The following is a 26,765-nucleotide window of genomic DNA, read 5'->3' as shown; positions in this document are numbered from 1 at the left end:
AGAATCTAAGTTTTTAACGAAATAAATGGGTTATTAACACTTTGGTTATTTTTGTAAGGTGCGTTACTTAAAACAGGTTTTCGATTTTTATCTAAATGCTAGTATACATGTAGCTTTAGCAGTATATGCTTTGGCATGGATTACGTTGAAAGAGTTTGGGTTAGGGTATGACGAAAATGTATTGTATTTCATCTTTTTCGCAACGATTACTGGTTACAATTTCATCAAGTATTTTGGACTTGCTAAGTTTCATCATCGAAGTCTGGCAAATTGGCTGAAAGTAATTCAGGTTTTTTCTGCAATTTGTTTTCTGTTACTATGCTACTATGCCTTTCAATTGGAATTACGAACTTTAGGATATCTCGCAGGTTTCGGAGTTATTACATTTTTGTACGCCATACCTTTTTTGCCGAAAAAAATATTTTTGGACAATCAACAGAATTTAAGAAGTATCAGCGGGCTGAAAATTTATGTGATTGCTTTGGTCTGGGCTGGTGTGACTGTGTGCATTCCTTTGATTAATAATGATGCTGGTTTATTTACTACTGATGTTATTTTGACTTTGATTCAGCGCTTTTTACTAGTCATTGTATTAATGCTTCCCTTTGAAATCAGAGATCTTAAGTATGATAGTTTGAAACTAGCTACATTGCCTCAACAAATTGGTGTAAAAGAAACCAAGACTTTAGGGGTACTACTCTTGATTGTATTTTATTTTATCGAATTTTTTAAAACAGGTCTTAACGCCAACAGTGCCGCAATTGTCTTAGTAACAACATGCATCACATTATTGTTTTTAGTGTTTTCTAAAACAGGACAGGGAAAGTATTACAGCGCGTTTTGGGTAGAGAGTATCCCAATATGGTGGTTAGTTATGCTGCTAGTGTTTGGCTAATTCTTCTTTGAATTTTAGCTCCATTGCTTCACGCTCATTTGGCTTAAGGCAATCTGCTTTAGATGCATTAACAACCTCAGTGAGTTTAGTATTACGTTTAAAGTATGCACGAGTCACCCTACACCAGGATAGACGAATATTTAATTTAATCTTTTCCCAAGTAGTAGCCTCATTATATTGCGACTTATCGCATATATGTTTAGCCTCTTCACAGCTTATGAATAAAAAGCGTTTCTCCATTATTAAAACCAATTTTTCTCAAGGCAATCCGCCATAGCAGTTCTTGCTCTATGGATGATAACCCAAAGGTTAGACGCAGTAATATCTAATTCATTACAAATTGCTTCTGTTTCATAGCCTAATAAAGTTTTCATCTTAAAAACTGTAGCTTGTTTTTCTGGTAGTTTGCCTATACAATCGTGAATAGCCATGCCTAGTTCAGAGTTTTCTATAGTGTCTTCGGCCGTTTTGTCAAAAGGGTCTGCAACACGTTCTTCAAGCCAATCGCCTTCGGTTTCGGAGTCGCTATTATAAGACATCCTTACTTCGGCTTTACCTTTATTAGAATTGATTTTACGATAATAATCTATGATTTTTCGTTTCAAGATTGAGATTAGCCACGTCCTTTCACTAGCCTCTCCCTTAAAATTAGCCATCGATTTAAGACCAGCAAGAAAAGTGTCTTGCACCAAATCTTGCGCCATGTCTCTATCATTGACTCTAGAGATGGTGTAATTAAAGAGATAGTCGCTGTAACGCTCTATCCACTTATTTGGTTCTATTTGATGGTTGGCCATAAATGTTAGCGTAAAATCCCTTCAAAAATAGGATAAAAAAATTAGCAATTCCAATATTGGAGCTTTTTAGCCTTATTAAGGGAAAATTTGACATGTTATAAATTTTCAAAAATTAGGTTATTAAACAAGCTTGCCTTGGCATTAAATAACTTATTATTAATATCGATAAGCTTTAGTCTGGACTCTATAAGTTTGGACTCTCTTGAATTGATTAAGAACAAGGAACTTTCACCAACAGTGAATTTGCGTTCCTCAGCTGTTAAAAGTCTTTGATAGTCTGAAACAATTTCAGTAGTTAAGTCTGATTGAATAGCATAGGACTCAATTTCTTGGTTTATGCTATTAATTTTATTATTCAAACTTATTCTGGTGGCATCGATTTCAAATTCGGTGGCTTGCATCTTAGCGTTAGCTAACTTTAAATTCCCACGTTCTTTTCTTAAAAATAATGGAAAAGAGATATTAACTCCTGCTTTATAATTTGCAGTGTTGAAGGAATTTGCAATTTCTGGAGTTTCAGATAGAAAATTATACTCAAGATCTACTCTTGGTAATAGACTATTTCTATTGAGCCGACGCTCTACTTTGAGACCTTCATATTTATAATTAAGAGATTGTAGTTTTGGGTGCGCATTAATGTCAAACCCAGTAAGGTTAGATGATGCAAGTCCTAGAGACTCATCAATAACACTCTGTGTATTTGCATCTGGAATCACATCGTCGGTTAATTCTACTGGTGTATCTTGAATCCATAGGAAATTAGATAGGTTTAGCTGTGCTTTGACTAGTTTTAACTTTGCATTTTCTAAGCTTAATTTTCGGCTATTGAGTGCAATTCTGGCTTCAGTGGTATCAATAGCGGCTGATTGTCCAGTTTCAAAATTTCGTTTTATTCCATTGAATCGAATCGAAGCATTGTCTAGAAAAGTTCTGTATACTTCTCTTTCATTATAATAGCGCAACCAATTGAAATAAGCTTTTGTGGCCTGAAAGAGAATATCATTGACTAAGAGTTTTCTGTCTTCTTTACTCTGGTTCAAGAACAATTTGGATTGCTTCAAAACGGCCATTCTTTCATTGATGAGTAATCCTCTAGCTACAGGAATTGATACACCAACATTATATAAACCGTCTAATGGCACATCGGCTTCGGGATTTAAAAAGACGCCTTCATTTTGTTCGAGCTGACCTTTAATTTCGATTCCAAACCAAGTAGGGATTTTGAATGTTGTATTTAGTTTGTCAAAATATTCTGTGTTCTTAAATTTCTTTCGGTCATAATCCACATCAATCTTAGGATCGAAAGCACCTCTGGATTTCAAGAGTTTTGCTTCGCCTTCTGTAACTACAAGATTAGCTTGTTTTACTAATGGATGAAAGGTTTTTACATAGCCGAGATACTCTTCAAGAGTCAATGTGTTTGTTAACTCTTGCGAAGACAAAAGGCTACATGAAAGCATTACTATGTATAAGATTAAACGCTTCATTACTTTTTAGACTTGGTTGCAGTTGCTGTTTCGGGTTGATAATAGTTGGGTGGGAAGCCGTTGAGTTTTCGCCATAGCTCAAACCAAATCGGAACATCTTCCAATAGGGCAATGGTTTTGGCTCCAGAGCCTACTCTAAGTGCCTCAGGCCACTCCTGATCATTATTGTCTGGTGCTAAGAGAATACGATACTTGCCATTAGAACTAATAAAATTTTCGATGGCAACAACTTTGGCACCATAAGTACCATAGCTAACATTTGGCCATCCAGAAAACACAATAGCTGGCCAACCATCGAATTGTACCCTAACTTGTTCGCCAATATGAACAAGAGGTAAGTCAATAGGATCTACAAAAGTCTCTACTGCGAGATCATAATTTGCTGGCATGATGCCTACCAAAGCTTGCCCTTCTTTGAAAGCTTCTCCGATTCCGCCAACTATAGCTTTATTAATAAAACCATTTTGTGGTGCTACTATGTGTAGTAAATCACTTCTGCGTTGATAATTTGTAAACTCATTCTCGAGCTTTGTGACTTGTGCTTCGGCATCAAAGCCCGAGGATTGCGCAGTAAGTAATTCGCTTTGAGTTTTAGATATTTTGTCAATATATTCTGCATTGATTCTAGAGAGCTCAATTTCTGCGTTTATAACATCATTCTGACTCGCAATGTATTTGTTCTCTTGAGATATAAGCTTCGCTTGGGTTTCTTGTAGTTTGAGGCGTTTTGCTTCAACATCTTTTACAGCCATAAAGCCATCCTTTTGCAAATCCAAAATACGATTGTATTGTGTTTCTGCAATGCTTTTATTGGTTTTGGCAGCTTCGAGATCAATGCTATCGCTCTGTACTTTTAGTTTAGATTGTCTAAGCTTATTTTGAGCTTGTTTGGTTTTTAGAACCTGCTCGTTTTTGAGTGCAGCGATTTGAGTTTTCTTCGCTTCAACTTTATTTCTATAAGCTTCTACGGAAGACGATTTTGCTTTGATTTGATCTCCAGTTCTTTCAACCAATTTATCATCAAAATAATCACTCTTTATTTCAGAAATACGAAGAATGGTATCACCTTTTTTTACAAAATCACCTTCTCTTACATACCATTGCTCAATACGTCCTGGAATTTGAGACTGAATAGTTTGCGGTCGTTGATCTGGTGTTAATGTGGTTACTAATCCTTTCCCAGTTATGTTTTGCGTCCATGGTAAAAACATAACTATGATAAGAATGATTGAAGCTGCTAGAAGAAACTTTCTGAAGCTTTTTCCGTAACTCTTTTCGAGCATTATTTTGCCAGATTCGAATCTTTTTAATGAAACCTTTTTATGTAAATGATTGTTAGAAATATTTAGCATCTTTTCAGGTTTTAAGAATTAGTTGTTTGTCCATTACCTAGCTTAATGACTTGCTGGCAATTGCCTTGCCAGCGAGAGTTGCTACTCACAACTACTAAAGCCCATGGATTACTTGAGTCTGTAATGAAATCTATAATTGCATTAGTCTCTTCTACATTGAATTGGTCTAAGGCGTCTTCCAATACTAAAAGCTTTGGCTCTTTGGCAATAGCTCGCGCTAGGACAATCTTCTTTGAAATATTGTATGACATACGCTTTCCTTCAGGATAGAGCATGGTGTTAAGACCTTGAGGTTGAGTTTTTAGAAACTCGGTTAGTCCTATTTTTTTCATAGCCCAAAGGACTTTCTCATCTGAAATGCTAGTATCTCCAAAAGTGATGTTTTCTCTTAGTGTACCTTCAAATGGAGCTTCTTCGGATAGTGATAATCCCAAATTTGCTCTATAATGATTTGTGAGGATACTATTGGAGGATAATCCATTGATAAAAATATTTCCTTTTGTAGGTTTTATAACTCCAGCAATTAACCTTAACAAACTCGATTTTCCAGCACCACTTTCACCTTGAATTAGGATGCGACTAGACTTGTTTATCTTAAGGTTAATCTTACTTAGTATAGGATTCTCTCTATCTTCAACTTCGTAAGAAATGTTATCTAGTTCAATATCAAGATTCTCATCAAAATCTGGTTGCTCTCCTTCTTGTGGCTCTAACTCCTTATCCACAACTTGTCCAAGCTTTTCTATTGCGGTAAGGACATCGTAGAACGATTCTAGTCCTAATATGAGTTTTTCTACAGATGCAATGACTAATAAAATGATGATTTCTGCTGCTACAAATTGACCAATGTTCATTTCCTGATTAAGTACCAAAGCTCCACCAACAAGGAGTAGACCTGCGGTAATAATCACTTTGAAACTAATCATTTGTATGAACTGAAGCATTAACACCTTAAAATGACTTTCTCTAGCTTTTAAGTATGAAACCACTAAAGCATCGTTTTTGTGTACTGCTAAATTCGTTTTTCCGGATAGCTTGAAACTTACTACAGAACGAGCAATCTCCTGAATCCAATGTGCTACTTTATACTTGTTCTTTGACTCGTCTAGACTGGTTGCTAAACCACGCTTTGCTGTGAATTTGAACACTACAAAAACAAGCACCAACACAATTAGACCAAAGATGATGAAAAAAGGATGGTAAAACGATAACAGAATGAGCGAAAAGATAATTTGAAGCAATGCGGATGGTACATCGATCAAGATTTTTGAAAGCCCTTTTTGTATGGTTAGCGTATCAAAAAAGCGATTTGCCAACTCAGGTGGATAGTAATCTCTAAGGGCTTCGAACTTTATCTTTGGAAAGCGATAGCTCAGCTCAAATGAAGCTCGCATAAAGATACGTTGCTGAATGGTCTCAATAATGCGTAGTTGCATCAGTTGAAGCAATCCTGCAAAAATTACACCTACAGTTACTAGAATTACAAGGATGACCCAAGATGTTGAGACTTGAGCGCCTTGAATAAGATTTATGATTGCTTGAATTCCAAGCGGTAAGGTTAGGGCTACTAGACCAGAGAAAATTGCATAATAAAAGACTTGGAAAATATCTTTCTTCTCTAACTCTAACAGGCCAACGAAACGTTGCCAAGGAGTCATATGTTAAGGGTTTAAAGTATTAATGGTTAAGTCGATAAAAAATTCTGAAGGTGTAGTGGTTTTATCACAATCGGTCATTGATGTGAAATGCGCTCTCAAAAAATGTTGATGTAAAGCTCCATCTAATACTGTACTTGCCAAACTAGATGAGTACTTATACTCAGGATTGTAATCTGAAATGATGTCTCTAAGTCTGTGTACCAATCGCTTATAAACCTCAAAGTAACCTTCTTTATTTTCTTGGTCTACTTCTTTGGTCATAAAAGACTTAGAGTTCTCGTTGATTATAATGTTGCTCAGCGTCACTTCATTAATATGAGAATACTTGGAATCTTCTTTAATACTTCTTGTTAGGATGTGTATGGCTTTGGTCAGCTTTTCTTTTTTGTCGCTGACGTTGTGTGTTTCAAAAACTAATTGATACTCTATCCATGCCCAATACCAGGAGGATAAATAGAGTAGAAACTTATGCTTACTTTCAAAATAGCGATAGATGGAACTTTCGTTGGAGCCAATTTTAGCACCAAGCTTTTTAAAGGTAAAGGCCTCGAAACCAATTTCGTCGATTAGATCTATACCGTGGCTTACAATTTTCTTGCCCAAGCTTGAAGACTCAGGGTCTTTCAAGAAGATTTTCTCTGGCACTGTAATTTTAAAAACTGAAAGTAATCTATCCATAATTTAAAATTTAACAGTGCAAATATAATAGTAATACTATTAAAAAAGAAATTTTAACACTTATTTAGGTTTTGTTCAATAAAAAAAGCCACCTATACAGTGGCCTCTTTTGGTTGTTGATATCTAAATTATTAATCAGCGTTAATAGTAGTTTTATTCTCTACAGACACCTGAGAACCTTCGGTAAAGATTATAGATGAAGGTTTTACGTGATTTAAAAATTCGAACGTCTTACCATAAGTCTCTCCAAAGTCTACATTAATATTGTAATCTAGAATTTGTTTTTGATGCCATGTAGGGTGTTTTACTTCGTATTCAAAAGTTTTGTCTTTATGTTTTGTGTAGCCATAATAATGTTCAGCAATAAACTCTGCTTCTGAGTTTTCCTCTATAGGAATATGAGATTCCTTGGTTGTTACTCTAAAAGATTGCGACTTGTCATTTACTTTCCATTGATATCCATAAGTATTCATTTCCTCACTATTGAGATGACTCATTTCATGAGTTTCATAATGTTCATGATAAATACCATTTGCTATACTTGTAATTAATGGTTTTGGAACAATTTCTTTTATGAATACGACGCCACGCTTTTCATTATGTTTTACATAAAACCTAAGATTGACCTCTTCGAAATTGATGTGCTTCGGAAACTTTATGCCTAATACTTTAGTGTCTTCGAATAAGAATCCAACAAGACTGATGTAGCATTTATTGTCATAAAAATCTAGAGTAGTATGCTTAGGAACGTATGGCAATAAAATCTTGGGATCAATCACATAGTTGATCAGAATGAGGTTTTTCCATTTTGCTTTCAAGAAATTCATATTGATAGATTTTGCAATGCTGAGTTTATATTTTGAAATTTAAAATTGAAGTTATGTTTCAATAACCTTTCTGGTATTACATTTCTACTTTTGAGAACCAATTCTGATTCTGTACCGATTAGTAGTGCTCCGATTTCTATTAACCATTTTGGTTGTGGAAGTCCAAAAGGAATTTTCAATGATTTTCTAAGTACTGACATGAATGTTTTATTATCTGTGGGTTTTGGAGCACAAACATTAAATGCGCCTTCCAGCTCAGGCTGATTAATCAGGAATTCAACGGATCTAGCAAAATCCTGTTCATGAATCCAACTTAGTTTTTGGTCTCCACTACCTTGTTTACCGCCTAAGAAAACCTTTGTGAGTTTCTTGAGGGGTTTCATAGCACCACCATTTTTTCCAAGTACTATTGATGTTCTAAGTAAAACCTTTCTGGTTTTTGGATTGGTTATAGAGTTGAATTCATATTCCCAAGATTTAGCTATGTTCATAGAAAAATCATTACCAATCTCACCTTTAGCTTCTGTCATTTCTGTTGTTTTAGATCCTCTATAAATTGTTGCTGTTGAGGAATTGAGCCAAACTTTTGGTGGATGCTCACATAGATTAATCGCAAGACCAATAACATGTGTTGAGTCTATCCTGGAATCGTAGATAAGCTTTCTGTTTTTGTCTGTATATCTACAGTCTACTGATTTTCCTGTAAGATTAATAAGAGCTTCCGTATTGTTGAGTTGATTTGCCCACTTCCCTAAGGTTTTTGCATCCCAAAAAATGTGGTTACTTTTCTTTGGATGTCTCGTAAGGATTTTAATATCATATCCTTTTCCCGATAAGTATTTCTCAAGAACTTGTCCCAGAAATCCTGAACCTCCTGCGATAATGATTGTTTTCATTTTTGAACAATTTTTACTGATTGTCTAGATTTACGTCTACCTCTAAAGAACAGGAACATGTTAAAGAAGAGCATTAATCCCAGATAGATTGTGAAACCTCCTATTTTTTTGCTCAAAATTTCCATTAAGGTTTGGTAGCTGATTTCATGTCTGCTATATGTGTGAATTTCCATAATGAACAGAGCAAAGCCAATGTTGATGAGGTAGAAACCTATTTCGAATAGTTTGTTCGTAGCGAGAGCGATGTCTTCTTTGCCTTTAAAAATGTCGATCATAAAGAGTCTACCATTTTTGAATAACATTTTTGAAGTGAATACAGTAAGTACAATTACTATTGGTAAATAAATAAGATAACCGATTACAATTCTAAAGTTTTCCATGATGTATTGATTTTAAGAGTTTAGATTTATTTAAATACTTCAGCCAAAAAATGTTGTTATAATGCATTAAGGCTAAAAGCAATATTATTTTTCCAAGTGTAGTTGATAATGAGTTTAGCATTTCTGGTATAGAGTCAATCTGTTTCCAGTATGAAATGCTTATGATAGCATACCCAATATTAGTGAGATAATAGCCTACTAGTAATAGGTTATTGATACTCTTTACGAGATCTGTATTGTTGTTAAAAAGATTTAGAAGAAAGACTTCACCATTCTTATAAAACAGCCAACCTATCTTAATCATTATGAAACAAATGATGGGTAAATAGATGATGTATGTAATGATATTAAGATTCATTTTTAGAGAATAAATAAGTGATGTTTAGGTTTAAGAAAGCCAGACCGATAGATATGAACATGCAGATCATTACTGCTGCAAAGTCAAGTTTCAATATTTGTTTGCCAGTTAAATACATAGTAGATAAAACTATGGATGTCAAAACCATATAGATTATCCATTTGATCTTTCCGTCTTTATCTAACTGATTTAAGAAAAGTCCAATGATTAATGCTAATAGAACTTGACAAGCTCCAAGAACCATTAAGAATAAAAGTGCATAATAGGGAATGATGATAAGTAGCGTATTAATAATTATTAATGCTATGTTGATTTTATAGAGAGTAGATTTAAATATTTTCATTTTTCTTATATTTTAAACTTTCAGAAAAAATTGAAAGTATGATTTAAAAAAATTATTTGAACAATTTCATAATGGTTTTGGTCATCCAGTTTTGTTCCTGATTCACTAGTTTGTTAATGATTTTATCAGCGTTTTCAGTTAGATCATGCAAAGCCTTAGTTTGCTTAATTAATTCTTTGGTTTCTGCAGATTTATCATTTTTTATGCTCGATACGTCTTTTAGGACTTTAATTACTGGTTTTATTTCTCTACGACTACGTTCTTTTGCAATGATTCTTGCCAATTCTTGTACGTCTTTTTCAGTAGTAAAGTATTCTCTACGTTCTCCAGGAATCAATTCTTTAGTGACAATTCCCCAATCCATAAGCTGTCTAAGGTTCATGCTGGTATTGCCTCTAGATATTTTCAACTGCTCCATAATATCTTCCATTGAGAGGGGTTTGGTAGAGATAAACAAAAGTGCTTGTATCTGTGCCATGGCTTTATTGATGCCCCAAAGCGAGCCCAAACTTCCCCAGGTACTGATAAATTTTTCTTTTGCTTCTTGATATTCCACGTTGTTTTGTTATTGCTTTACAGAACAAATATATAAAAATTTTTAAACTTTCAATAATTAGTGAAAGTTTATTTTTTCTGTAATGTCATTCAGAATGAAATTAGAAATCTAATTATAAAAGATTCTTCAGTCGTTTCACGCCTTCTGAATGACAATAAGAAAGTAAGCTATTTTATTTGTAAATGTATATGATCATCATGGCGTACAGCTTTACAACCATGAAATTTAACTTTGGATTCGTTCTCAAAACCTAGACTTTGCTTAAGGTAAGGTTCAATAAAGATTTTTTGAGTTGAATGATAGGAGAGAAGTTCTTTGATTAAAATTCTAGTATGTTCTTTGCTGAATGTAATATCATTTCTAGAGCCAAAAGTTAAGTATTTAGGAAAATCGTATTGCCAGTATCCGCTATTCTTACAATATGAATTGGTTTGGTTGTTATCCTTATTTACGTATGTTCCATAACCAGATGTGGATGGTTTTTTGTTAGTTAGTTTCCCATTCTTGTCTTTGTACATAAACGAAAGGTCTACTTTTTTCCCATCGTTATGGCTTAGATGAGGTAAGAGTGAAAAACCGTCAATAAATGGAAACGATGCATCTAAATAGGTTATGGTGATTCCCTGCTTTGTAAGATTCGTTGAAGCATCATCCAAGAGCTTTTGGAGCTCTGGCGTTACATAATTTCTGTTAAGTAAAGGATATATCCAGTTTCTGGGTTTAAGTTCATCTCTAGTTAAAGGCAATTGTTCGCGTCCAGCCAAACTTGCTAAAGGAGGAATAATCGCTAAACTGAATACCAAATATAGTATTGGAAACACAAAACGCTTTTTCTTTTTGAATTTATGCGCAATGTATAGTGAAAGTAACCAAACAATACCTCCAACTTGGGTCAATACTGTTAAGAATAGAATGAAAATTAAGTGTCCAAAATATTTAGCAATACGCATATATTATGAACGCCTTTAGCAATTATCTATTATTGTTCGGTTTTAATTCCAATAATTTATCAGATCATCAATTTCAAAATTATTGCCTGCGATATAGATATTTTCCCAAAATATAGATCCATTGATTTTAACAAAAACCTTGTAATATCCAGAAGATAAGTCTTCTAAATTCAGAATAAGGTTAGTTGAATTCAGATCAGAAAATCCCAATTCAGTATTCTGCTGAATTAAAGTTTCAGCATACAAGTCAGAGTTTAATATTGAACTAAAATTTGTTTCTTGATATATCTTATCTGCATTGGCTGGTACAATCCAAACATCAGTAATACCCTGAGGTGACAATAGACTTAAAGCTTCAGTAGCTGGATTTGGAAAGGTAATAAATTGATTGTTGGTAAAAACATTTGGGTTTCCTAATTGTATTGGAGTGGAAAATTCATCTTGTCTGACATTAATCCCTGTAACTAAATCAATTTGCGTTTCACTAGTTATATTATTGTTTTCGTCATCATTGTTACAACTTACCAAAAGAAGTAAGGTTAAAATTAGGGCCAAATTTTTCATTCGTTTTGTATTTTGATTAATAGATAGTAATTATATAGGTGTTCGTTTAACCTTCACGTTAAAACACAAAAACCATTCCTTTTTTATGATATCAACCCGGCTCTTTTCAATAGGGCTTCAGGCTTAGGTGCTTGGCCTCTAAAACGCTTGTACAAGGTCATTGGGTTTTCGGTACCGCCTCTAGAAAGTACATTGTCTTTGAACTTGTTTGCAACCTCTTTATTGAAGATACCTTCTTCTTTAAAATATTCAAAAGCATCAGCGTCTAGGACTTCAGCCCATTTGTAGCTATAATATCCAGATGAATATCCACCTTGGAATATGTGTGAAAAAGCCGTACTCATACAATTGCTTGTTACATCTGGATACAATTGCGTAGACTCAAAAGCTTTTTCTTCGTGTTGCTTTACATTAGTTATACTTGTTGGGTCAATACCATGCCAGCTCATATCTAAAAGTCCAAAACTCAATTGTCTCAGGGTTTGTATACCTTCATTGAATGTTGCAGATTCTTTGATTTTTTCAACCAATTCCATAGGAATCAACTCTCCAGTCTCATAATGCTTTGCAAATAACTCTAAAGTTTCTTTTTCGTAACACCAGTTTTCTAGTACTTGACTAGGTAATTCTACAAAATCCCAATAGACATTCGTGCCAGATAAACTTGGATAGGTAGTGTCTGCCAGCATACCATGCAAGGCATGACCAAACTCGTGAAACAAGGTTCTAACCTCATTGAAAGTTAATAATGAAGGTTTGCTCTTAGTTGGTTTCGTAAAGTTGCATACGATAGACACATGTGGTCTTTCATTGACGTTATTCTTTACCATTTGCGGTTTAAAAGAAGTCATCCAAGCACCATTGCGTTTTCCTGGTCTAGGGAAAAAATCGGCATAGAATATTGAAACTAAATCACCATCATCGTTGAGTACTTCGTAAGTCAATACATCTTCATGATATTTGTCAATATCATTAACTTCTTTAAAGTGTAAGCCAAACAATTTTGTTGCGGTCTCGAAAGCACCATCAATAACATTTTCTAGTTTAAAGTATGGTTTCAGTTTTTCATCATCAAGATTGAACAACTCTTGTTTTAGTTTTTCTGAATAATAGGCAGAATCCCATTTTTGAAGTGTATCAATACCATCTAGTTTGTTAGCAAAATTTTCCAAAGCCTTAAACTCTCTTTCAGCAGCAGGCTTAGATTTTTCTAATAGATCATTCAGAAATTCTTGAACTTTTTCAGGAGTCTCAGCCATGCGTTCTTCTAAAACAAAATGCGCATGTGTATTATAACCCAAAAGTTGTGCACGTTGATAACGAAGTGCTGCGATTCGTAAGACAATATTCTGATTGTCTAAGTCATTATTTTTGAAACCCTTGCTGCCAAAGGCTTTTGAAAGTTGTTCTCTAAGGGCTCTGCTATCAGCATAGGTCATAAATGGAATGTAGCTAGGATAATCGAGTGTAATCATCCAACCTTGCTTACCTTTAGCTTCTGCCATTTGCTTTGCTGCCTCTTTTGCGCCTTCTGGTAATCCGCTTAAATCACTTTCATCAGTAATCAATAATTCAAAAGCATTCGTCTCTGCCAGGACATTTTCACCAAACTTCAGTTTCAGTTGGCTCAATTCTTTGTCAATGGCTCTCAATTTTTGCTTATCGTCTTCAGGTAAGTTGGCACCATTTCTTGAGAAGCTCTTATACTTTTTATCGAGAAGTGTTTGCTGTTCCGTAGTAAGGTTTAAAGTATCCTTAATATCGTATACAGCTTTTACTCTTTTGAAAAGCCCTTCGTTGAGGGTAATATCATTACTGAATTCTGAAAGTAGTGGTGATACCTCTTGAGCAATCTTTTGAATGTCTTCATTGGTTTCAGCAGAATTCAAATTGAAAAAAATACTGGTAACTCTATCTAACTGCTCACCAGAATACTCCAAAGCTTCAATGGTGTTTTCAAAAGTTGCTGCCTCTTCATTATTAGTTATGGTGTCGATTTCGGACTTAGCTTCCTCAATACAATGAATGATTGCAGGCTTGAAATCTTCAGTATTTATTTTTGAAAAAGGGGCTGTGTTATATTTAGTTGAAAATGTTGATTTTAGGATATTCATTCTCGTTATTTTATTATAAATTCAGATTAGTTTCGCGTCTTATTTTTCTTACTACTAAGCTGATATTGTGAATTTTAACCGATTTTTTGGTTGTTGGTATAAAATTTATTTTTACTTTTGTTCAACAAATTTTCTTAAAGAGTTTTACTACTCAGAAAATTATTGATTAATAGCTTTAAAACCTCGATTTTTCGGGGTTTTTTTATGCCTAATTGTTAAGGTCTTTTGAGGATTCAATGACCTTCGTTTTCAAGCCTTCTTTATACTGAATCACCCTGTCCAAAACAGTTTTGTCAGCACTTCCAATGATTTGAGCAGCAAGGATTCCTGCATTTTTAGCACCATTCAGAGCAACAGTTGCTACAGGGACACCACCTGGCATTTGTAGAATGGATAATACAGAGTCCCAACCATCAATAGAATTGCTACTTTTTACTGGTACACCAATGACAGGTAGGGGCGATAATGATGCAACCATACCCGGAAGGTGAGCAGCACCTCCAGCACCTGCAATAATTACCGAAATACCCCTTTCGTGGGCATGTTTCCCATAATCGAACATTTTGTCTGGTGTTCTGTGAGCAGACACAATATCCACTTCAGTATTTATGTTGAGTTCTTTAAGTATATCGATAGCATCTTGCATCACTGGAAGGTCGCTTTTGCTTCCCATTATTATTCCTACTTTACTCATAAAATCTGTTATTAATTAGTGCTTATTACTTCAATAGTTTTCTTTACCTCTTCTGCAATTCGTCTTGCTTCATTGACATCATCATTGACGATGGTTACATGACCCATTTTTCTGAATGGTCGTGTTTGCTTTTTGCCATAAATGTGTGGCGTGACACCATCCATATTCAAAATAGAATCTAGATTATTGTACTGCACATTGCCTGTATGGTCTTCAGCTCCAACCAGATTCACCATTACTCCAGCTACTTTACTTTCTGTGTTGCCCAAAGGTAAACCTAAAATGGCTCTGAGGTGCTGTTCAAATTGCGAAGTATAACTGGCTTCAATACTATAATGTCCAGAATTATGAGGTCTTGGCGCTACTTCATTCACCAAAATGCGATCATCCTTGGTTAAGAACATTTCTACTGCCAATAACCCAACATGTTCAAAAGCTTCTGAGACTTGTAAAGCAACTTGCTCAGCCTTGTCAAAAACAGATTGTGGCAATCGCGCAGGACAAATGACATATTCTACCTGATTAGCTTCAGGATGAAACTCCATTTCAACCAAAGGATAGGTTTTTACTTCACCGTCAGAAGATCGAGCAACAACGACCGCAATCTCATTTTTAAAATCGACTAACTCTTCAGCAATACATTCAACATTTGGAAGTGCTGTAAGATCGTCTTCAGATCTAACAACTTTCACACCTGTTCCATCGTACCCAAATTGAGCACTCTTCCAAATAAAAGGATAGGACAAACTTCCGTTTAAAACCGCATCTCTTATTTCAGAACTATAAGCAAATCTCACAAAACTTGCTGTTGGAATATTATGATCTGTATAAAATAGTTTTTGCCTAGCTTTATTCTGAATTGTCCTCAGCGTTTTTGAAGCAGGATATACCGTTTTACCAAGTTTTTCGAGCTCTGCCAAAGCATCGACATTGACATTTTCTATTTCGATTGTTAAGATATCGACGTTCTTACCAAAGTTGAGAACAGTATCAAAATCCATCAAATCTCCTTGATGGAATTCATTTGAAGCTATTCTACAAGGTGCTTCAGCACTTGCATCCAGAACACTGGTGTAGATATCAAATTTTCGAGTATCGTTAAGGAGCATCTTGCCCAATTGGCCACCACCTAGTATGCCCAATTTAAAATCTGAAGAAAAGTAATTCATGTTGGTTCCCACAAAAATGAGAATCTTTTTAGATTGAACTTAGCTTTTTTTAATTCACCACAAAAATACACTTAATAATGGAAGAAGTTAAATTCATAAATCAAAAATCGTAAAACGCGAATCAATTGATTATCTTTGCCTTTCTCAAATTTAAAAACAAGTGATTAAGCTTCATGATTTGTATTTCAAACCATTTATTTCTGAGCAAGAAGTAGATGATATTGTTCAGAAAATGGTTGATGAAATTGCTGCTGATTTAGGAGACGTAGTTCCTGTCTTTGTTGGGATACTTAATGGGTCTTTTATGTTCACTAGTGATTTTGTGAAGAAGTACCCAAAACCTTGTGAAGTTACCTTTATTAAGCTGGCTTCTTATGAAGGGTTGAAGTCTACCGAAGATATTCAACGATTAATAGGCATTACTCAAGACCTTACTGGGCGTACTGTGGTTATCCTCGAAGATATTATTGATTCTGGGAAAACCTTAGCTGAGGTATATCGCATTTTTAAGAATGAAAAGGTTAAAGAGCTGAAGATTGCTACCTTGTTTTTTAAACCAGAAGCCTACAAAAAGGATTTTAAGCTGCATTATGTTGGTAGAGAAATACCAAATAAGTTTATTGTAGGATATGGTCTGGATTATGATGGTTTGGGAAGAGAATATCCGGAAGTATTTCAATTAAAAACAACACAACACATGACCAATATCGTATTGTTCGGTCCTCCTGGTGCAGGAAAAGGCACTCAGGCTAATTTTCTAAAAGAAAAATATAATCTGGTGCATATCTCAACAGGAGATGTGTTCCGCTTTAATATCAAAAATGAAACAGCACTTGGTATGCTAGCCAAATCTTATATGGATAAGGGTGACTTAGTACCAGATAAAGTGACAATAGATATGCTTAATGCTGAAGTTGAAAAAAATGCTGATGCCAATGGGTTTATTTTTGATGGTTTTCCTCGTACAAATGCTCAAGCTGAATCTTTAGATAATTTGATGAATAGCAAGGATTCTCAAATTAATGCAATGATAGCTCTAGAGGTTGATGATGAAATCTTAGTACAACGTTTACTAGAACGTGGTAAAACTAGCGGAAGACCAGACGATGCAGATGAAGGCATCATTAGAAACCGAATTAAAGAGTACTACGATAAAACAGCTATTCTTAAGGATTACTATTCTGCCCAAGGTAAATACTATGGTGTTGATGGAGTAGGGAGTATCGAAGAGATTACACAGCGTTTGAGTGGTGTTATAGATACGCTATAGTTGTCATTCTTGCGTGTACCCTGAGCAAAGTCGAAGGGCAAGCAAGAAACCAAGAAATTCTAAAAAAGATTCCCGTTTTCACGGGAATGACAATGTCATGACTGAAGGAAATTTTGTTGACTATGTAAAGATTTATGTTGCTTCTGGAAACGGAGGTAAGGGATCTACACACTTACATAGAGAAAAATATATTGCTAAAGGTGGTCCTGATGGAGGAGATGGTGGACGAGGTGGTCATGTTATTCTAAGAGGTAATAGCAATCTTTGGACATTGTACCATCTCAAATTCAAAAAACATTTTAGAGCAGGCCATGGTGGACACGGAAGTAGTGGACGAAGTACAGGAGCAGATGGTGAAGATGTCTATATCGATGTACCTCTTGGAACTGTAGTAAGAGATACCGAAACAGATGCTGTCCTTTTTGAAATTACAGAAGAAGGCGAAGAAAAAATCATTTGCGAAGGTGGAAAAGGAGGTCGAGGGAATTGGCATTTCAAAAGCCCAACAAATCAAACACCAAGATATGCACAGCCTGGTTTACCCATGGAGGAGAAGCGTATCACCATAGAGCTTAAGGTACTTGCAGATGTTGGCTTGGTTGGATTTCCTAATGCTGGAAAATCTACCTTATTATCTGTGATGACTTCTGCAAAACCAAAAATTGCAGACTATGAGTTTACGACTTTAAAGCCTAATCTTGGTATCGTGGAATACAGAGGATATCAGACTTTTGTAATGGCTGATATTCCTGGAATTATTGAAGGCGCTGCTGAAGGTAAAGGCTTAGGGCATTATTTTCTAAGACATATAGAGCGTAACTCTATTTTGCTATTCCTCATCCCAGCAGATGCAGATGATATTGCAAAGCAATACGAAATTCTACTCGATGAATTAAGGCGTTATAATCCTGAAATGCTAGACAAGGAACGTCTTATTGCAATTTCTAAATGTGATATGCTCGATGATGAGCTTAAAGCTGAAATGAAAGTAGAGCTAGACGAAAAATTACCTATTGATTATCTTTTTATGTCTTCGGTTGCTCAACAAGGTCTTACCGAGCTGAAAGATAGACTTTGGAAACTGTTGAATTAATAGTTTTTTCTTTCCGTTTTAACGTATTTTGACCCTAAAGAGGTATGATTTTTGAGTATCTTTAATCAAAATTCTTGAAAATGAAAACTTTAAAACTTCTTGTATTGAGTTTAGTGTTGGTGTCCTGTGGCGCTACGGTAAACTACGATTACGATAAAAAGACAGACTTCACAAAATATAAAACGTATAACTATTTCTCTGATATTAAATCTGGATTGAGTGAACTGGATATGAAACGTTTATTAAATGAGTTAGATGCTGCAATGCAAGCAAGAGGCTTTCAAAAGTCTGATGATCCCGATTTTTATATTGATATAAAGAGTTCAGAATATCAAAACAATAATGGCAGTAATGTTGGTGTCGGCGTTGGTGGTGGAGGTCGTAATGTTGGTGGAGGAATTTCTATCGGGTTACCCATTGGCTCTTCAAAATTGAGTAGACAGATTATTCTGGATTTTGTCGATAAAGACCGAGAGAGTTTATTTTGGCAAGCTGTAAGTGAAAGTAGTTATAATCCGAATGCCACACCAGAAAAACGTGAAGCTAACTTTAAAGCATTAGTGGAGAAAATTCTATCGAAGTATCCACCAAAACAATAAAAAAAAGAGGCTTTTTTAAGCCTCTTTTTTTGTTTATCCTGCGAGCAAGTCTTTATACTTGTCTTTGTAACCTATAATTACTAAGATGTTTAATACGATTAGTGCAGCTGCACCTCCAATACCACCTGGATCTAACACAGCATGAAACAAAAAGGCATTTACAGAAACACTCATTAATATTAGTGCGAGTAATGCACCATATTTATTAAAGATCAATCCTAAACCTGCTACAACTTCTACTATAGCGACGAGGGTCAATGTTTTAGACACCGCCAAACCAGTAAAATAGGTAAGCGCATCTCCTTCTGGAGGAGGCATTTCAATAATTCCGTCTGGAATTAATTTGTTAAGACCAAAAAACAAAACGAATAGCCCTAAAAGGATCCTTAGGACCATATTAACTTTTGGATTCATAATAAAATAATTATTAGTTAGTAATCTTAAAATTAAGGAATAATAGGTCTCCTTTTTATGTCTAGATAGTCGCCTATTAACAGAATTACTAACAAATAGCTACTCTACACTGATTCTAACACCTTCACTATGACTTGTAAATTCTGGAGCATACATGCTTTGAATCGTTGTAATGCCATTACTCATGTCTCCAGCATTATTGACTCTTAGATCGTACTCAAAAACATAAACGCCTTTTGGTAAATAGTCAAAGAAGAAATTGGTTGAGGCATCTTTGGTGCTTTCATAATACCCAAGACCATCTTGCCATTTGTATCTAGATAATACATTTACAGGTTCTAAGCCTGCAGCTCTCATGTCTTTCATGTGGACAAACTCCATAGCTCTATCGCTTCGCAATTCTATACGAACTCTAACTAAGTCACCTACTTCTAATTTAGTACTAGACGTAATTTCAGAGATTTGCTCGCCAGTATCGGTATTCTTTTTAAGGAATAATTTCTTTTTGAGACTTAGAGGCGTTTCTGCAGAAGTAATCTTATCCAAGTCTTCAAAATATTGCCAATACAAACCTCCCCATGCGATACCATTGCCTTTCTTGGTGAGTTGTACGTCAGCCATTTCTGATTTAACCTCATTGCCATTCCAAGCAGTTTTATAATAACCTGTGCCAGCTTCAACCTTTACATTTTCTAATGTCGTAGGGTCTATTGGGTTTTTTGCTACCAAAACATCTACAGCATCAGTTACACTCAACCAATCACTACCTTGTAGTAATAGTGCATACACAGCTTCGGTAGTAGCTTTGGTAGTTTTCCATTGATTGGTTTGCTTGTTTTTTAATAACCAAATCTTGAGATTGTCAATAGTTTCACGATTCTTGGTTTCATCCTGAATGATATGACCTGCTTCAGAGAAAGCCTCAATCACTAACGCTTGAGTTTCAATAGGAGCTTGGTACCAGTACCAAGATGAGGTGTTGGCTTTCCAATACATACCCAACTCTTCCGAAGTAATACTTGTTTCTTTTAGAGATTTCAAAATCTTACCAGCCATAGCATCATCATCTTTTCGATGCATAATCAAAGCCATCAATCCTTTTGAATACAGAGAGCGGCTTAACCAATATTTTTTGATCTGTCCATAGTAATAATCCATAATGTCTTTGGTTTCTTCTGAAGTGTCTATGTCTTTAAAGAAACTACGCATGTATAGATAATGCAATTGAGTGTAAGTCAAATGGTCTTTAGTTAAATCGACATTCTTATTCCACTTTTTTAGATCGTGATATTCTTGAACAAACTCAGAATCTAAATACTGAATTGCTTTTTTAATCATTTGATCTTGATCGCTGAGCGACGACGAAGTGACATTAAGCTGTTTTAAATGTCCAAAACCAGAAATAATGTGCTGTGTGATGTAGCGATTAGCCATACCGCCTTTAAACCAAGGCCAAGCACCATTAGACAATTGATTCTGTTTAAGCTTACGCATAGCGCTACTCAATTCATTATTCATTTTGTTAAGGTCGAATAATAGTGCGATACGCTTCTTCTGTTCAGTCTCGCTTTGCGCATCTCTTAACCAAGGTGTTTCCTGAATGAGAATAGACTTCAGTTCTTCATTCTTTTCCAGATTAGAAAGTAATGCATCCGTGCCTTTCCATTGGTTGAAGACCTCTTGAATCCTAGGGTTAGAATTAGAGATGTGACTTGCCAATGCATTGGCATAATACCTGCTGAATGTTTGCTCATTACAATCGTAAGGGTATTCCATTAAATAAGGTAATGCTTGTACTGCATACCAAGCTGGATTGGAAGTGATTTCTAGGGTCAACTTATGATGCTTTAGCGAGCTAGAAGACACATTTTTTAGCTTATCTAAAGTGAATGTTCTGGTCTCATTACTTCTAATCCACATAGGAAGTGTTTCTGTCACTAACATTCTATTGGTTAATACTGGTAATGCATTTTGTTCACCATCACTAAAATCACCTGAGGTTGCCAGTACTTTGTATTGAACAGCTTGAACGGTATCTGGTATTTGCAATAACCAAGATACTTGTGTATTGCCTTTAGCATCTACAGAAAAGTCTTGGACACTGAGCGGAGTCGAAGTGTCACTTATGATTAGTGCATTAGTTAAAGCTTTACCTGTCACAGCATCTGTCAATTCTAGCTTAGCATGTCCAGTTAATGAATTATCTGAAAGGTTCGCAATTTTAGTGCTAATGACAATACGATCTCCTTGTCTTAAGAATCTAGGTGCATTAGGAATGACCATCAACTCTTTTTGAGTTACGGTTTCCAAACTCGTTGTTGCACTTTCGAGTGTCTTGGTATGTGCTAGCAATTGTAATTTCCATTTTGTTAGTGCTTCAGGGGTAGTGAAATTAAAACTCACATTACCGTCTTCATCTGTTCTTAATGTTGGAAAGAAGAATGCTGTCTCTTGAAGATTTTTACGGATTTTGATGTTATCGAAACTTGTCTGTTCTTCTTTTTGTTCTTCTAAAGTTTTGTTACCTCTATAGTAATTGAAATCATTAAATTCATCATCTTCATAGCTTTTTGCTTTTTCAGAATTGGTAGTATAACCAAAGTAATCACCATCAGCGTTTCTCGGAGCCCAACTTTCTTCAACAACCTCTTCACTGGTAACAATAGCACTTAAGCTAGCCTTTTCATTTTTAATCCCATAAGCAGCTACAACTACTTCATCTAAAGATTCTGAATCTTCACCTAATGAAATATTATAGTAATTATCATCAGAAATTATTACCGAAAGCGTTTTGTAACCTAAATAACTTACCACTAGAGTTGATCCTTTTTCAACTTTAATCTCAAAATTACCATCAAAGTCTGTTTGCGTCCCAGTTGTTGTATCTTTTATAATAACATTAGCACCAGGTAAGGCAAGCCCAGTTTCATCTTTCACAACTCCTTTTACTGTACCAGATTCAATATCAGCTTTTGAACTACTGTTATATGTTGAAGGGATATTTCGTATAGATCTCAAATATTTTCTTCTAGCTGTGTATTGATTTCCAAAATGTAAACCAAACCAATCTAGTTGATCATAATTCTGAATGTCATATAGACTTATTTTCGTTCTTAGATTATATAATCTAAAATTGGTTGTACTAAAACTATTATTAGTCTGAAACCTACTTTGGGAATAATAATATGGATTCTGAATCGGATTAAAGGTCCAATTGTGTCCTCTAAATTGATCCAATGATGCATCGTACATGCTTGCCAACAATTCTGCACTGACTTTATCGCCTTTTGGTCCTTTGACTTTAAAACTCCAGGTTTCTTCTTGACCAGGTTGTAACTTGTCTCTAAAGGTTGTGGTTTCAATATCTAAATCAGTTTTTGGATAAGGTACAGATATAGATTTACGACCATTTCTAAAACCATTATATGCTGCAAAACTATAATGGATTACAAAGCCTCCACGATCGTCTTCAGTAACAGGAATCGTTATTGATTTCTTATTGTTGGACAATTCAATGATTTGCGTGTCAATGGTTTTGTGATCTTTTTCTACTTGTAAGGTTACAAAAGTATTTCCTGCAGAGCCCATTGTTAGTACAACTGCTTCACCAGGCTTGTAAGTTACTTTATTGGTAGTAATGTCAAATAGTTGATTATCTGCTAATGTTTTGTCATCATCGCTATATAATACAGTTCTCACTTCATCTTTTACATCTTGACCAAAGCGATCTTTACTTTCTAAGACGACCACATATAAACCAGAGGTCCATTTTTTGAGCTTTCCCAGAGCAATTTCTTTAGAGTCTTCAGTATTGAAATCGACATTAAAAACGAGGTCACCTTTCCCCCAGAATTTAGGAAGGTGTTCATTGGTATAGGCTTCATTTGGGAAAAGACGTTTAAACTCCTCTTCAGGGATTTCTTGATAATCAGGAGCAGACCAAGCACGTTCTCTTAGCACTGCGTTTGGTGCTTTCAACTTATAGATTTTTATGGTGCCTGTTGCAGGAACTTCTTGACCATTAAGATTTCTGGTATCAATAGAGAGTTTATGATCCTTTTTTGTTTTATCAATGCGAGATGTCAAAGACATATTAGCAGTCATAGCATGATAGCCAACGTTGACAATGGTTGTGGCACTTCGTGTTTCACCATTGATATCTGTGACATCAGCAGAGACTTCGTATTGAAAAACAGGTAATCCAGCTTTATCGACACTATCATCTGGAAGTGCTGGGAATACAATTTCAAAATTCCCAGAGTCATCAGTAGTCGTTTCACCAAAAGTGATCTCTTGAGGTTCTGAAACAAACCAGCTTCTAGACCAAAAATACCACCTTGGATATTGTACTTTTCTATGTACTCTATAAACCACTTTTGCATCTGTAATGTTACTACCTGCATATGCTAATGCCGTGCCTTTTACAGTAATGCTGTCATTGACTTTGTAAGTTTCAGTAATGGGTTCGAATTTGGTTTCGAACTTAGGACGTTTGTATTCTTCGACAGAGAAATGAAAATTTTGTTTTAAAGAACCCAATGTAGAGTATACTTGAATGTAATATTGCCCATTAAGTCCACCTGCTGGTAAAATAAATTCACCATTGAAGGACCCAAAATCATTGGTGTCAAATTCTAGCTCTGCTATTTGTTCACCATTGGTATTAAAGAGTGTCGCAAAAACAGTTTCATCCACAACTAATTTTGAAGTATTGTCTTCTCTTTCTATAAATATGCCTTTGAAATAGACAGTCTGGCCTGGTCTGTAAATGCTTCGATCAGTAAATAAAAAACTTTGATATTGCTTTTTTTGGCTTCTACGATCACGATTATAGGATCTGTAGATATAGTATTCACCAAAGTGGGAAGTCTGATTGCTATAGGTAACATCAAACTTTATATCATAATATCTAGACGAAGAAGGTCTCGATATACTAAACTGACCATACCTGTCCGTAGTATAAGATTTTGAAAGCGCTGAGCCATTATAATTAATTCTATAGCTCATCTGAACCGATGCTCCAGAAACCGGCTTACCATTATTACGATCAATAACTTGGTAGACGTGCTTCTTAATTTCGTTCTTTTCAACTAATGCCAGATCGGTGACATGAATACTGCTTAAGGCAAAAGTATTTCGTTCTGTATTTGTTTTAGCCAAAATGACATAAACTCCATGATCTAACCTTGGTATAACAACCTCGGTAGAATGTGCATGGTAATCGTATTCATTTTTAAGGTTGGCTTGCCAAGTTTCAACTGGTGTTTTGGATTTAAAAAAGTCTAGCTTATTGTCTGGTTTATTGATATTATGAATTTGTTTTAACTCAGCGATAGTGACTTTATAAGCTTCAAAATTTAGTTGATTTACATTTCTGTAGTTCACCAAAAGGCGTGATGGTTTGTCTACAGGAACATAAGACTCATTGATAATATCTAAAGATTCACTTAGGATTTTTTGCTTCAAAACTTCACAATTCTTGGCATCTCGAGTATTAGGAAACTTTGCTTTTACACTATTACAAATTTCAAGAGCGTCTCTAAGTATCCAACGATGCTTCTTACTATTATATGTTGAACCTCTGGCTATTTGAAAGTAGTTTGAAGCAATTTCAAAATTATATGAAGCGGAAGCTTCTAGGTCTTTGTATTGCTCACTTTTGGCTTTGAGCACATCGAGAAGAAGTTCGGTTTTATTATCGAAGGTGGCATATTGGTGAACAAATTTTAAGCGTTCAATATCCACTTCAGCCAATGTATGTTTTTCCTTATCCTTATCGTGAAATTTTATAAGGTTTTGATAAAGTTTTAAAGCATTTAGCTGTAATGATGATGAATCTTTAGATTCGATATTCAAATTCATGAAAGTTTCTGAGTCACTTAAGTATTGAGGGACATCAATCTTAAATTGATACGCTGGCTTTGTAATGCTGTTTTCATCGCTTTTGTAAAATTCAAGCGCATTATGAGCCAGAAGGTCATACAATGTTGGACGATAAACCTTAGACCGACTGGCTTTTCTAAGCAATAAATCATAGTCTTCGAGGCGTTCCTGTTTGAGGATTAAGCCATTTTCGAGGGATTTTTGGTAATGCAGATTAACTTCATTAAATAAAGTCTGTAAATCCCAGGTTCTAAAATCATTCTCATCAATCTTAGTATCGGTATTCGTACGTCTGTAAAACTTCCATCTATTCAGTTCAAAATACTGCCAGTATAATGTTGCAAGCATGTTCTCTAGCACATTTTTAATCGGAACTTCATTGGCTTCGATTTCAGATTTAAACGTGTTTACAATACTCAACTGCGAATCTTCTTCCAAGGTTAATGCAAATTTGCTTTTGTACAGTAGAGCTTTAATTTGTTGAGGTTTATTAGCTTCATTCTTAGCCTTGGAGTCTATGGATTCTACAATTTTTAAGGCAGATTTTGGTAAGCCTTCAAGTTCTAGTTTTTCAACTTCTTCCCACAAAGAATCATAGTTTTCTTGGGCTTGAGAGAAGGAGGCAAATAGAACAATCATAAATATGTGTAGATAGTGTTTCATTAAAATCGATTTTACGACAATATTATATTCAAAAGCCATTCCAAAAAACAACAAATGAGTTAAACTAATCGTTGATTGAGTTAAGTTAGTTATTTTAAACGTCAATTAGAAAGTTTAATTTTGTGTTTTCGACAAAAATATCGATGAAGCATTTAGCCTTATTTCTACTATTCCCATGTTTGGTTTTTGGACAATCGTCCTTGGACGATATAGACGCCTTATTTACTGCAAAAAAGTTCAAGGAAGCCGAAACATATCTTGTTAACTATGTATCAGAACATCCCGAAGATTTAAGGGCTATTGAGTTGCTTGGTGATGCTTATGGGCATCAAACGCTATGGAATGATGCTATTCCTCAGTACAAGAAATTAGTAAAAGCAGATGGGTCTAATGCTGACTATCATTATAAGTATGGAGGAGCTTTAGGTATGAAAGCCTTATCGGTTAGTAAGCTAAAGGCTTTGGGAATAATTGGCGATGTAAAAAAAGCGTTTCTTAAGGCAGCCGAATTAGACAAAACACACATTGATGCGCGTTGGGCTTTAGTAGAATTGTACATGCAACTTCCAGGAATCGTAGGCGGAAGCAAAAGGAAGTCTTTAAAGTATGCCAATGAGCTCGAGGAATTATCTATGGTTGATGGATACCTAGCCAAAGGATATATTTACGAGTATGACGACGAACCAGAATTGGCCGAAGAATATTACAAAAAAGCAATACAAGTTGGAGGATCTTTGACCTGTTATGGGAAGTTGACATCGCTCTATGAAAAGGAGAATAAACCTAATGATGCAATTTCCAATATTGAAGCTGCTAACGAAAAACATCAACGCAATGCATTGCACTATCAAATAGGGAAGGTTTGTGCAGACTACAATGTACAGCTCAATAAGGGTGAGAAGTGCTTACTTCGGTTTATAGATAACCATTCGGTGAAGGATGGTGTCCCAGTAGAGTGGGCGTATTATAGGCTAGCTCAAATCTACAAACACAAGAAGGATAAGGAAAAATCCTTAGACTATATTAACCAAGCGCTTTCGATACGAGCAGACTTCAAACAAGCATTAAAAGAGAAAGAAAAGATTCTTCAATTGTGATTTGGAAATTGCAATTTGGAATTTGATC

24 protein-coding genes are annotated in these 26,765 nt (G+C 35.2%); 5 read left to right on the top strand and 19 right to left on the bottom strand.

The window, feature by feature from the left end; translation table 11 throughout:
• Nucleotides 1-58: 58 nt before the first annotated feature.
• Nucleotides 59-895 carry a UbiA prenyltransferase family protein gene (locus tag NCE97_RS09760; RefSeq protein ID WP_353778914.1) on the top strand — a complete coding sequence of 279 codons (837 nt, stop codon included), beginning with the start codon at nucleotides 59-61 and terminating at the stop codon, nucleotides 893-895.
• On the opposite strand, the gene NCE97_RS09755 is transcribed toward NCE97_RS09760, so the two are convergent.
• The 17 genes from NCE97_RS09755 to NCE97_RS09675 all read right to left on the bottom strand — a co-directional run bounded on the left by NCE97_RS09755 (nucleotide 881) and on the right by NCE97_RS09675 (nucleotide 15,718).
• Nucleotides 881-1,135 carry a hypothetical protein gene (locus NCE97_RS09755; RefSeq protein WP_353778912.1) on the bottom strand — a complete coding sequence of 85 codons (255 nt, stop codon included), beginning with the start codon at nucleotides 1,133-1,135 and terminating at the stop codon, nucleotides 881-883. The two genes, NCE97_RS09760 and NCE97_RS09755, sit on opposite strands and share 15 nt — an antisense overlap.
• Before the next feature lie 2 nt (nucleotides 1,136-1,137).
• Nucleotides 1,138-1,692 carry a sigma-70 family RNA polymerase sigma factor gene (locus tag NCE97_RS09750; RefSeq protein ID WP_353778911.1) on the bottom strand — a complete coding sequence of 185 codons (555 nt, stop codon included), beginning with the start codon at nucleotides 1,690-1,692 and terminating at the stop codon, nucleotides 1,138-1,140.
• Nucleotides 1,693-1,787: 95 nt separating this feature from the next.
• On the bottom strand, nucleotides 1,788-3,179 hold the full coding sequence (locus NCE97_RS09745) for a TolC family protein (protein WP_353778910.1): 1,392 nt from the start codon (nucleotides 3,177-3,179) through the stop codon (nucleotides 1,788-1,790).
• Entirely contained in the window at nucleotides 3,179-4,531 is a 1,353-nt protein-coding gene (locus tag NCE97_RS09740) for an HlyD family secretion protein (protein ID WP_353778908.1), read from the bottom strand. The genes NCE97_RS09745 and NCE97_RS09740 overlap by 1 nt, the downstream gene beginning before the upstream one ends.
• Nucleotides 4,532-4,542: 11 nt before the next feature.
• Nucleotides 4,543-6,189 carry a peptidase domain-containing ABC transporter gene (locus NCE97_RS09735; RefSeq protein ID WP_353778907.1) on the bottom strand — a complete coding sequence of 549 codons (1,647 nt, stop codon included), beginning with the start codon at nucleotides 6,187-6,189 and terminating at the stop codon, nucleotides 4,543-4,545.
• A 3-nt stretch (nucleotides 6,190-6,192) separates the two neighbouring features.
• On the bottom strand, nucleotides 6,193-6,867 hold the full coding sequence (locus NCE97_RS09730) for a TetR/AcrR family transcriptional regulator (RefSeq protein WP_353778906.1): 675 nt from the start codon (nucleotides 6,865-6,867) through the stop codon (nucleotides 6,193-6,195).
• A 131-nt stretch (nucleotides 6,868-6,998) separates the two neighbouring features.
• Nucleotides 6,999-7,694 (bottom strand): YqjF family protein, encoded by a 696-nt coding sequence (locus NCE97_RS09725; RefSeq protein ID WP_353778905.1) that lies wholly within the window; start codon nucleotides 7,692-7,694, stop codon nucleotides 6,999-7,001.
• On the bottom strand, nucleotides 7,691-8,590 hold the full coding sequence (locus NCE97_RS09720) for a TIGR01777 family oxidoreductase (RefSeq protein ID WP_353778904.1): 900 nt from the start codon (nucleotides 8,588-8,590) through the stop codon (nucleotides 7,691-7,693). The genes NCE97_RS09725 and NCE97_RS09720 overlap by 4 nt, the downstream gene beginning before the upstream one ends.
• The gene (locus tag NCE97_RS09715) at nucleotides 8,587-8,970 is read right to left on the bottom strand and encodes a hypothetical protein (protein WP_353778903.1); all 384 of its coding nucleotides are present in this window, start codon (nucleotides 8,968-8,970) and stop codon (nucleotides 8,587-8,589) included. Before NCE97_RS09715 ends, NCE97_RS09720 begins: the two co-directional genes overlap by 4 nt.
• Nucleotides 8,957-9,274, bottom strand: coding sequence for a hypothetical protein (locus NCE97_RS09710; protein WP_353778901.1), 318 nt, complete (start codon nucleotides 9,272-9,274; stop codon nucleotides 8,957-8,959). Before NCE97_RS09710 ends, NCE97_RS09715 begins: the two co-directional genes overlap by 14 nt.
• Before the next feature lie 43 nt (nucleotides 9,275-9,317).
• Nucleotides 9,318-9,671, bottom strand: a complete 354-nt coding sequence (locus NCE97_RS09705; protein ID WP_353778900.1) for a hypothetical protein — start codon at nucleotides 9,669-9,671, stop codon at nucleotides 9,318-9,320.
• A gap of 52 nt (nucleotides 9,672-9,723) precedes the next feature.
• Complete coding sequence (locus tag NCE97_RS09700; RefSeq protein ID WP_353778898.1) at nucleotides 9,724-10,227, bottom strand: GbsR/MarR family transcriptional regulator; 504 nt, start codon at nucleotides 10,225-10,227, stop codon at nucleotides 9,724-9,726.
• A gap of 167 nt (nucleotides 10,228-10,394) precedes the next feature.
• Nucleotides 10,395-11,177: a hypothetical protein gene (locus NCE97_RS09695; protein ID WP_353778897.1), complete on the bottom strand. Its 783-nt coding sequence runs from the start codon at nucleotides 11,175-11,177 to the stop codon at nucleotides 10,395-10,397.
• Between the two features lie 42 nt (nucleotides 11,178-11,219).
• Nucleotides 11,220-11,741: a hypothetical protein gene (locus NCE97_RS09690; protein ID WP_353778896.1), complete on the bottom strand. Its 522-nt coding sequence runs from the start codon at nucleotides 11,739-11,741 to the stop codon at nucleotides 11,220-11,222.
• A gap of 83 nt (nucleotides 11,742-11,824) precedes the next feature.
• Nucleotides 11,825-13,855 (bottom strand): M3 family metallopeptidase, encoded by a 2,031-nt coding sequence (locus NCE97_RS09685; RefSeq protein WP_353778895.1) that lies wholly within the window; start codon nucleotides 13,853-13,855, stop codon nucleotides 11,825-11,827.
• Between the two features lie 208 nt (nucleotides 13,856-14,063).
• The gene (purE, locus tag NCE97_RS09680) at nucleotides 14,064-14,549 is read right to left on the bottom strand and encodes a 5-(carboxyamino)imidazole ribonucleotide mutase (RefSeq protein WP_353778894.1); all 486 of its coding nucleotides are present in this window, start codon (nucleotides 14,547-14,549) and stop codon (nucleotides 14,064-14,066) included.
• Between the two features lie 11 nt (nucleotides 14,550-14,560).
• Nucleotides 14,561-15,718 carry a 5-(carboxyamino)imidazole ribonucleotide synthase gene (locus NCE97_RS09675; RefSeq protein WP_353779214.1) on the bottom strand — a complete coding sequence of 386 codons (1,158 nt, stop codon included), beginning with the start codon at nucleotides 15,716-15,718 and terminating at the stop codon, nucleotides 14,561-14,563.
• Between the two features lie 160 nt (nucleotides 15,719-15,878).
• Here NCE97_RS09675 and NCE97_RS09670 point away from each other — a divergent pair, with 160 nt between their 5' ends.
• The 3 genes from NCE97_RS09670 to NCE97_RS09660 all read left to right on the top strand — a co-directional run bounded on the left by NCE97_RS09670 (nucleotide 15,879) and on the right by NCE97_RS09660 (nucleotide 18,680).
• Entirely contained in the window at nucleotides 15,879-16,988 is a 1,110-nt protein-coding gene (locus tag NCE97_RS09670; RefSeq protein ID WP_353778892.1) for an adenylate kinase, read from the top strand.
• 97 nt (nucleotides 16,989-17,085) lie between these two features.
• Entirely contained in the window at nucleotides 17,086-18,081 is a 996-nt protein-coding gene (obgE, locus tag NCE97_RS09665; protein ID WP_353778891.1) for a GTPase ObgE, read from the top strand.
• An 80-nt stretch (nucleotides 18,082-18,161) separates the two neighbouring features.
• Nucleotides 18,162-18,680 carry a DUF4136 domain-containing protein gene (locus tag NCE97_RS09660; protein ID WP_353778890.1) on the top strand — a complete coding sequence of 173 codons (519 nt, stop codon included), beginning with the start codon at nucleotides 18,162-18,164 and terminating at the stop codon, nucleotides 18,678-18,680.
• A gap of 33 nt (nucleotides 18,681-18,713) precedes the next feature.
• Here NCE97_RS09660 and NCE97_RS09655 read toward each other — a convergent pair whose 3' ends face one another.
• Together NCE97_RS09655 and NCE97_RS09650 are read right to left on the bottom strand one after the other, a co-directional pair.
• A complete protein-coding gene (locus NCE97_RS09655) occupies nucleotides 18,714-19,094 on the bottom strand; it encodes a DoxX family membrane protein (protein WP_353778889.1) in 381 nt (126 codons plus the stop codon).
• A gap of 99 nt (nucleotides 19,095-19,193) precedes the next feature.
• On the bottom strand, nucleotides 19,194-25,640 hold the full coding sequence (locus NCE97_RS09650; protein WP_353778888.1) for an alpha-2-macroglobulin family protein: 6,447 nt from the start codon (nucleotides 25,638-25,640) through the stop codon (nucleotides 19,194-19,196).
• A 143-nt stretch (nucleotides 25,641-25,783) separates the two neighbouring features.
• Here NCE97_RS09650 and NCE97_RS09645 point away from each other — a divergent pair, with 143 nt between their 5' ends.
• Entirely contained in the window at nucleotides 25,784-26,737 is a 954-nt protein-coding gene (locus NCE97_RS09645) for a tetratricopeptide repeat protein (protein WP_353778886.1), read from the top strand.
• The last annotated feature ends 28 nt before the right edge of the window (nucleotides 26,738-26,765 follow it).

It is taken from the genome of Winogradskyella sp. 3972H.M.0a.05 (assembly GCF_040493455.1).
Classification (GTDB): domain Bacteria; phylum Bacteroidota; class Bacteroidia; order Flavobacteriales; family Flavobacteriaceae; genus Microcosmobacter.
Note: the sequence above shows the minus strand (reverse complement) of the source record. Positions and strands in the feature narration are given on the sequence as shown.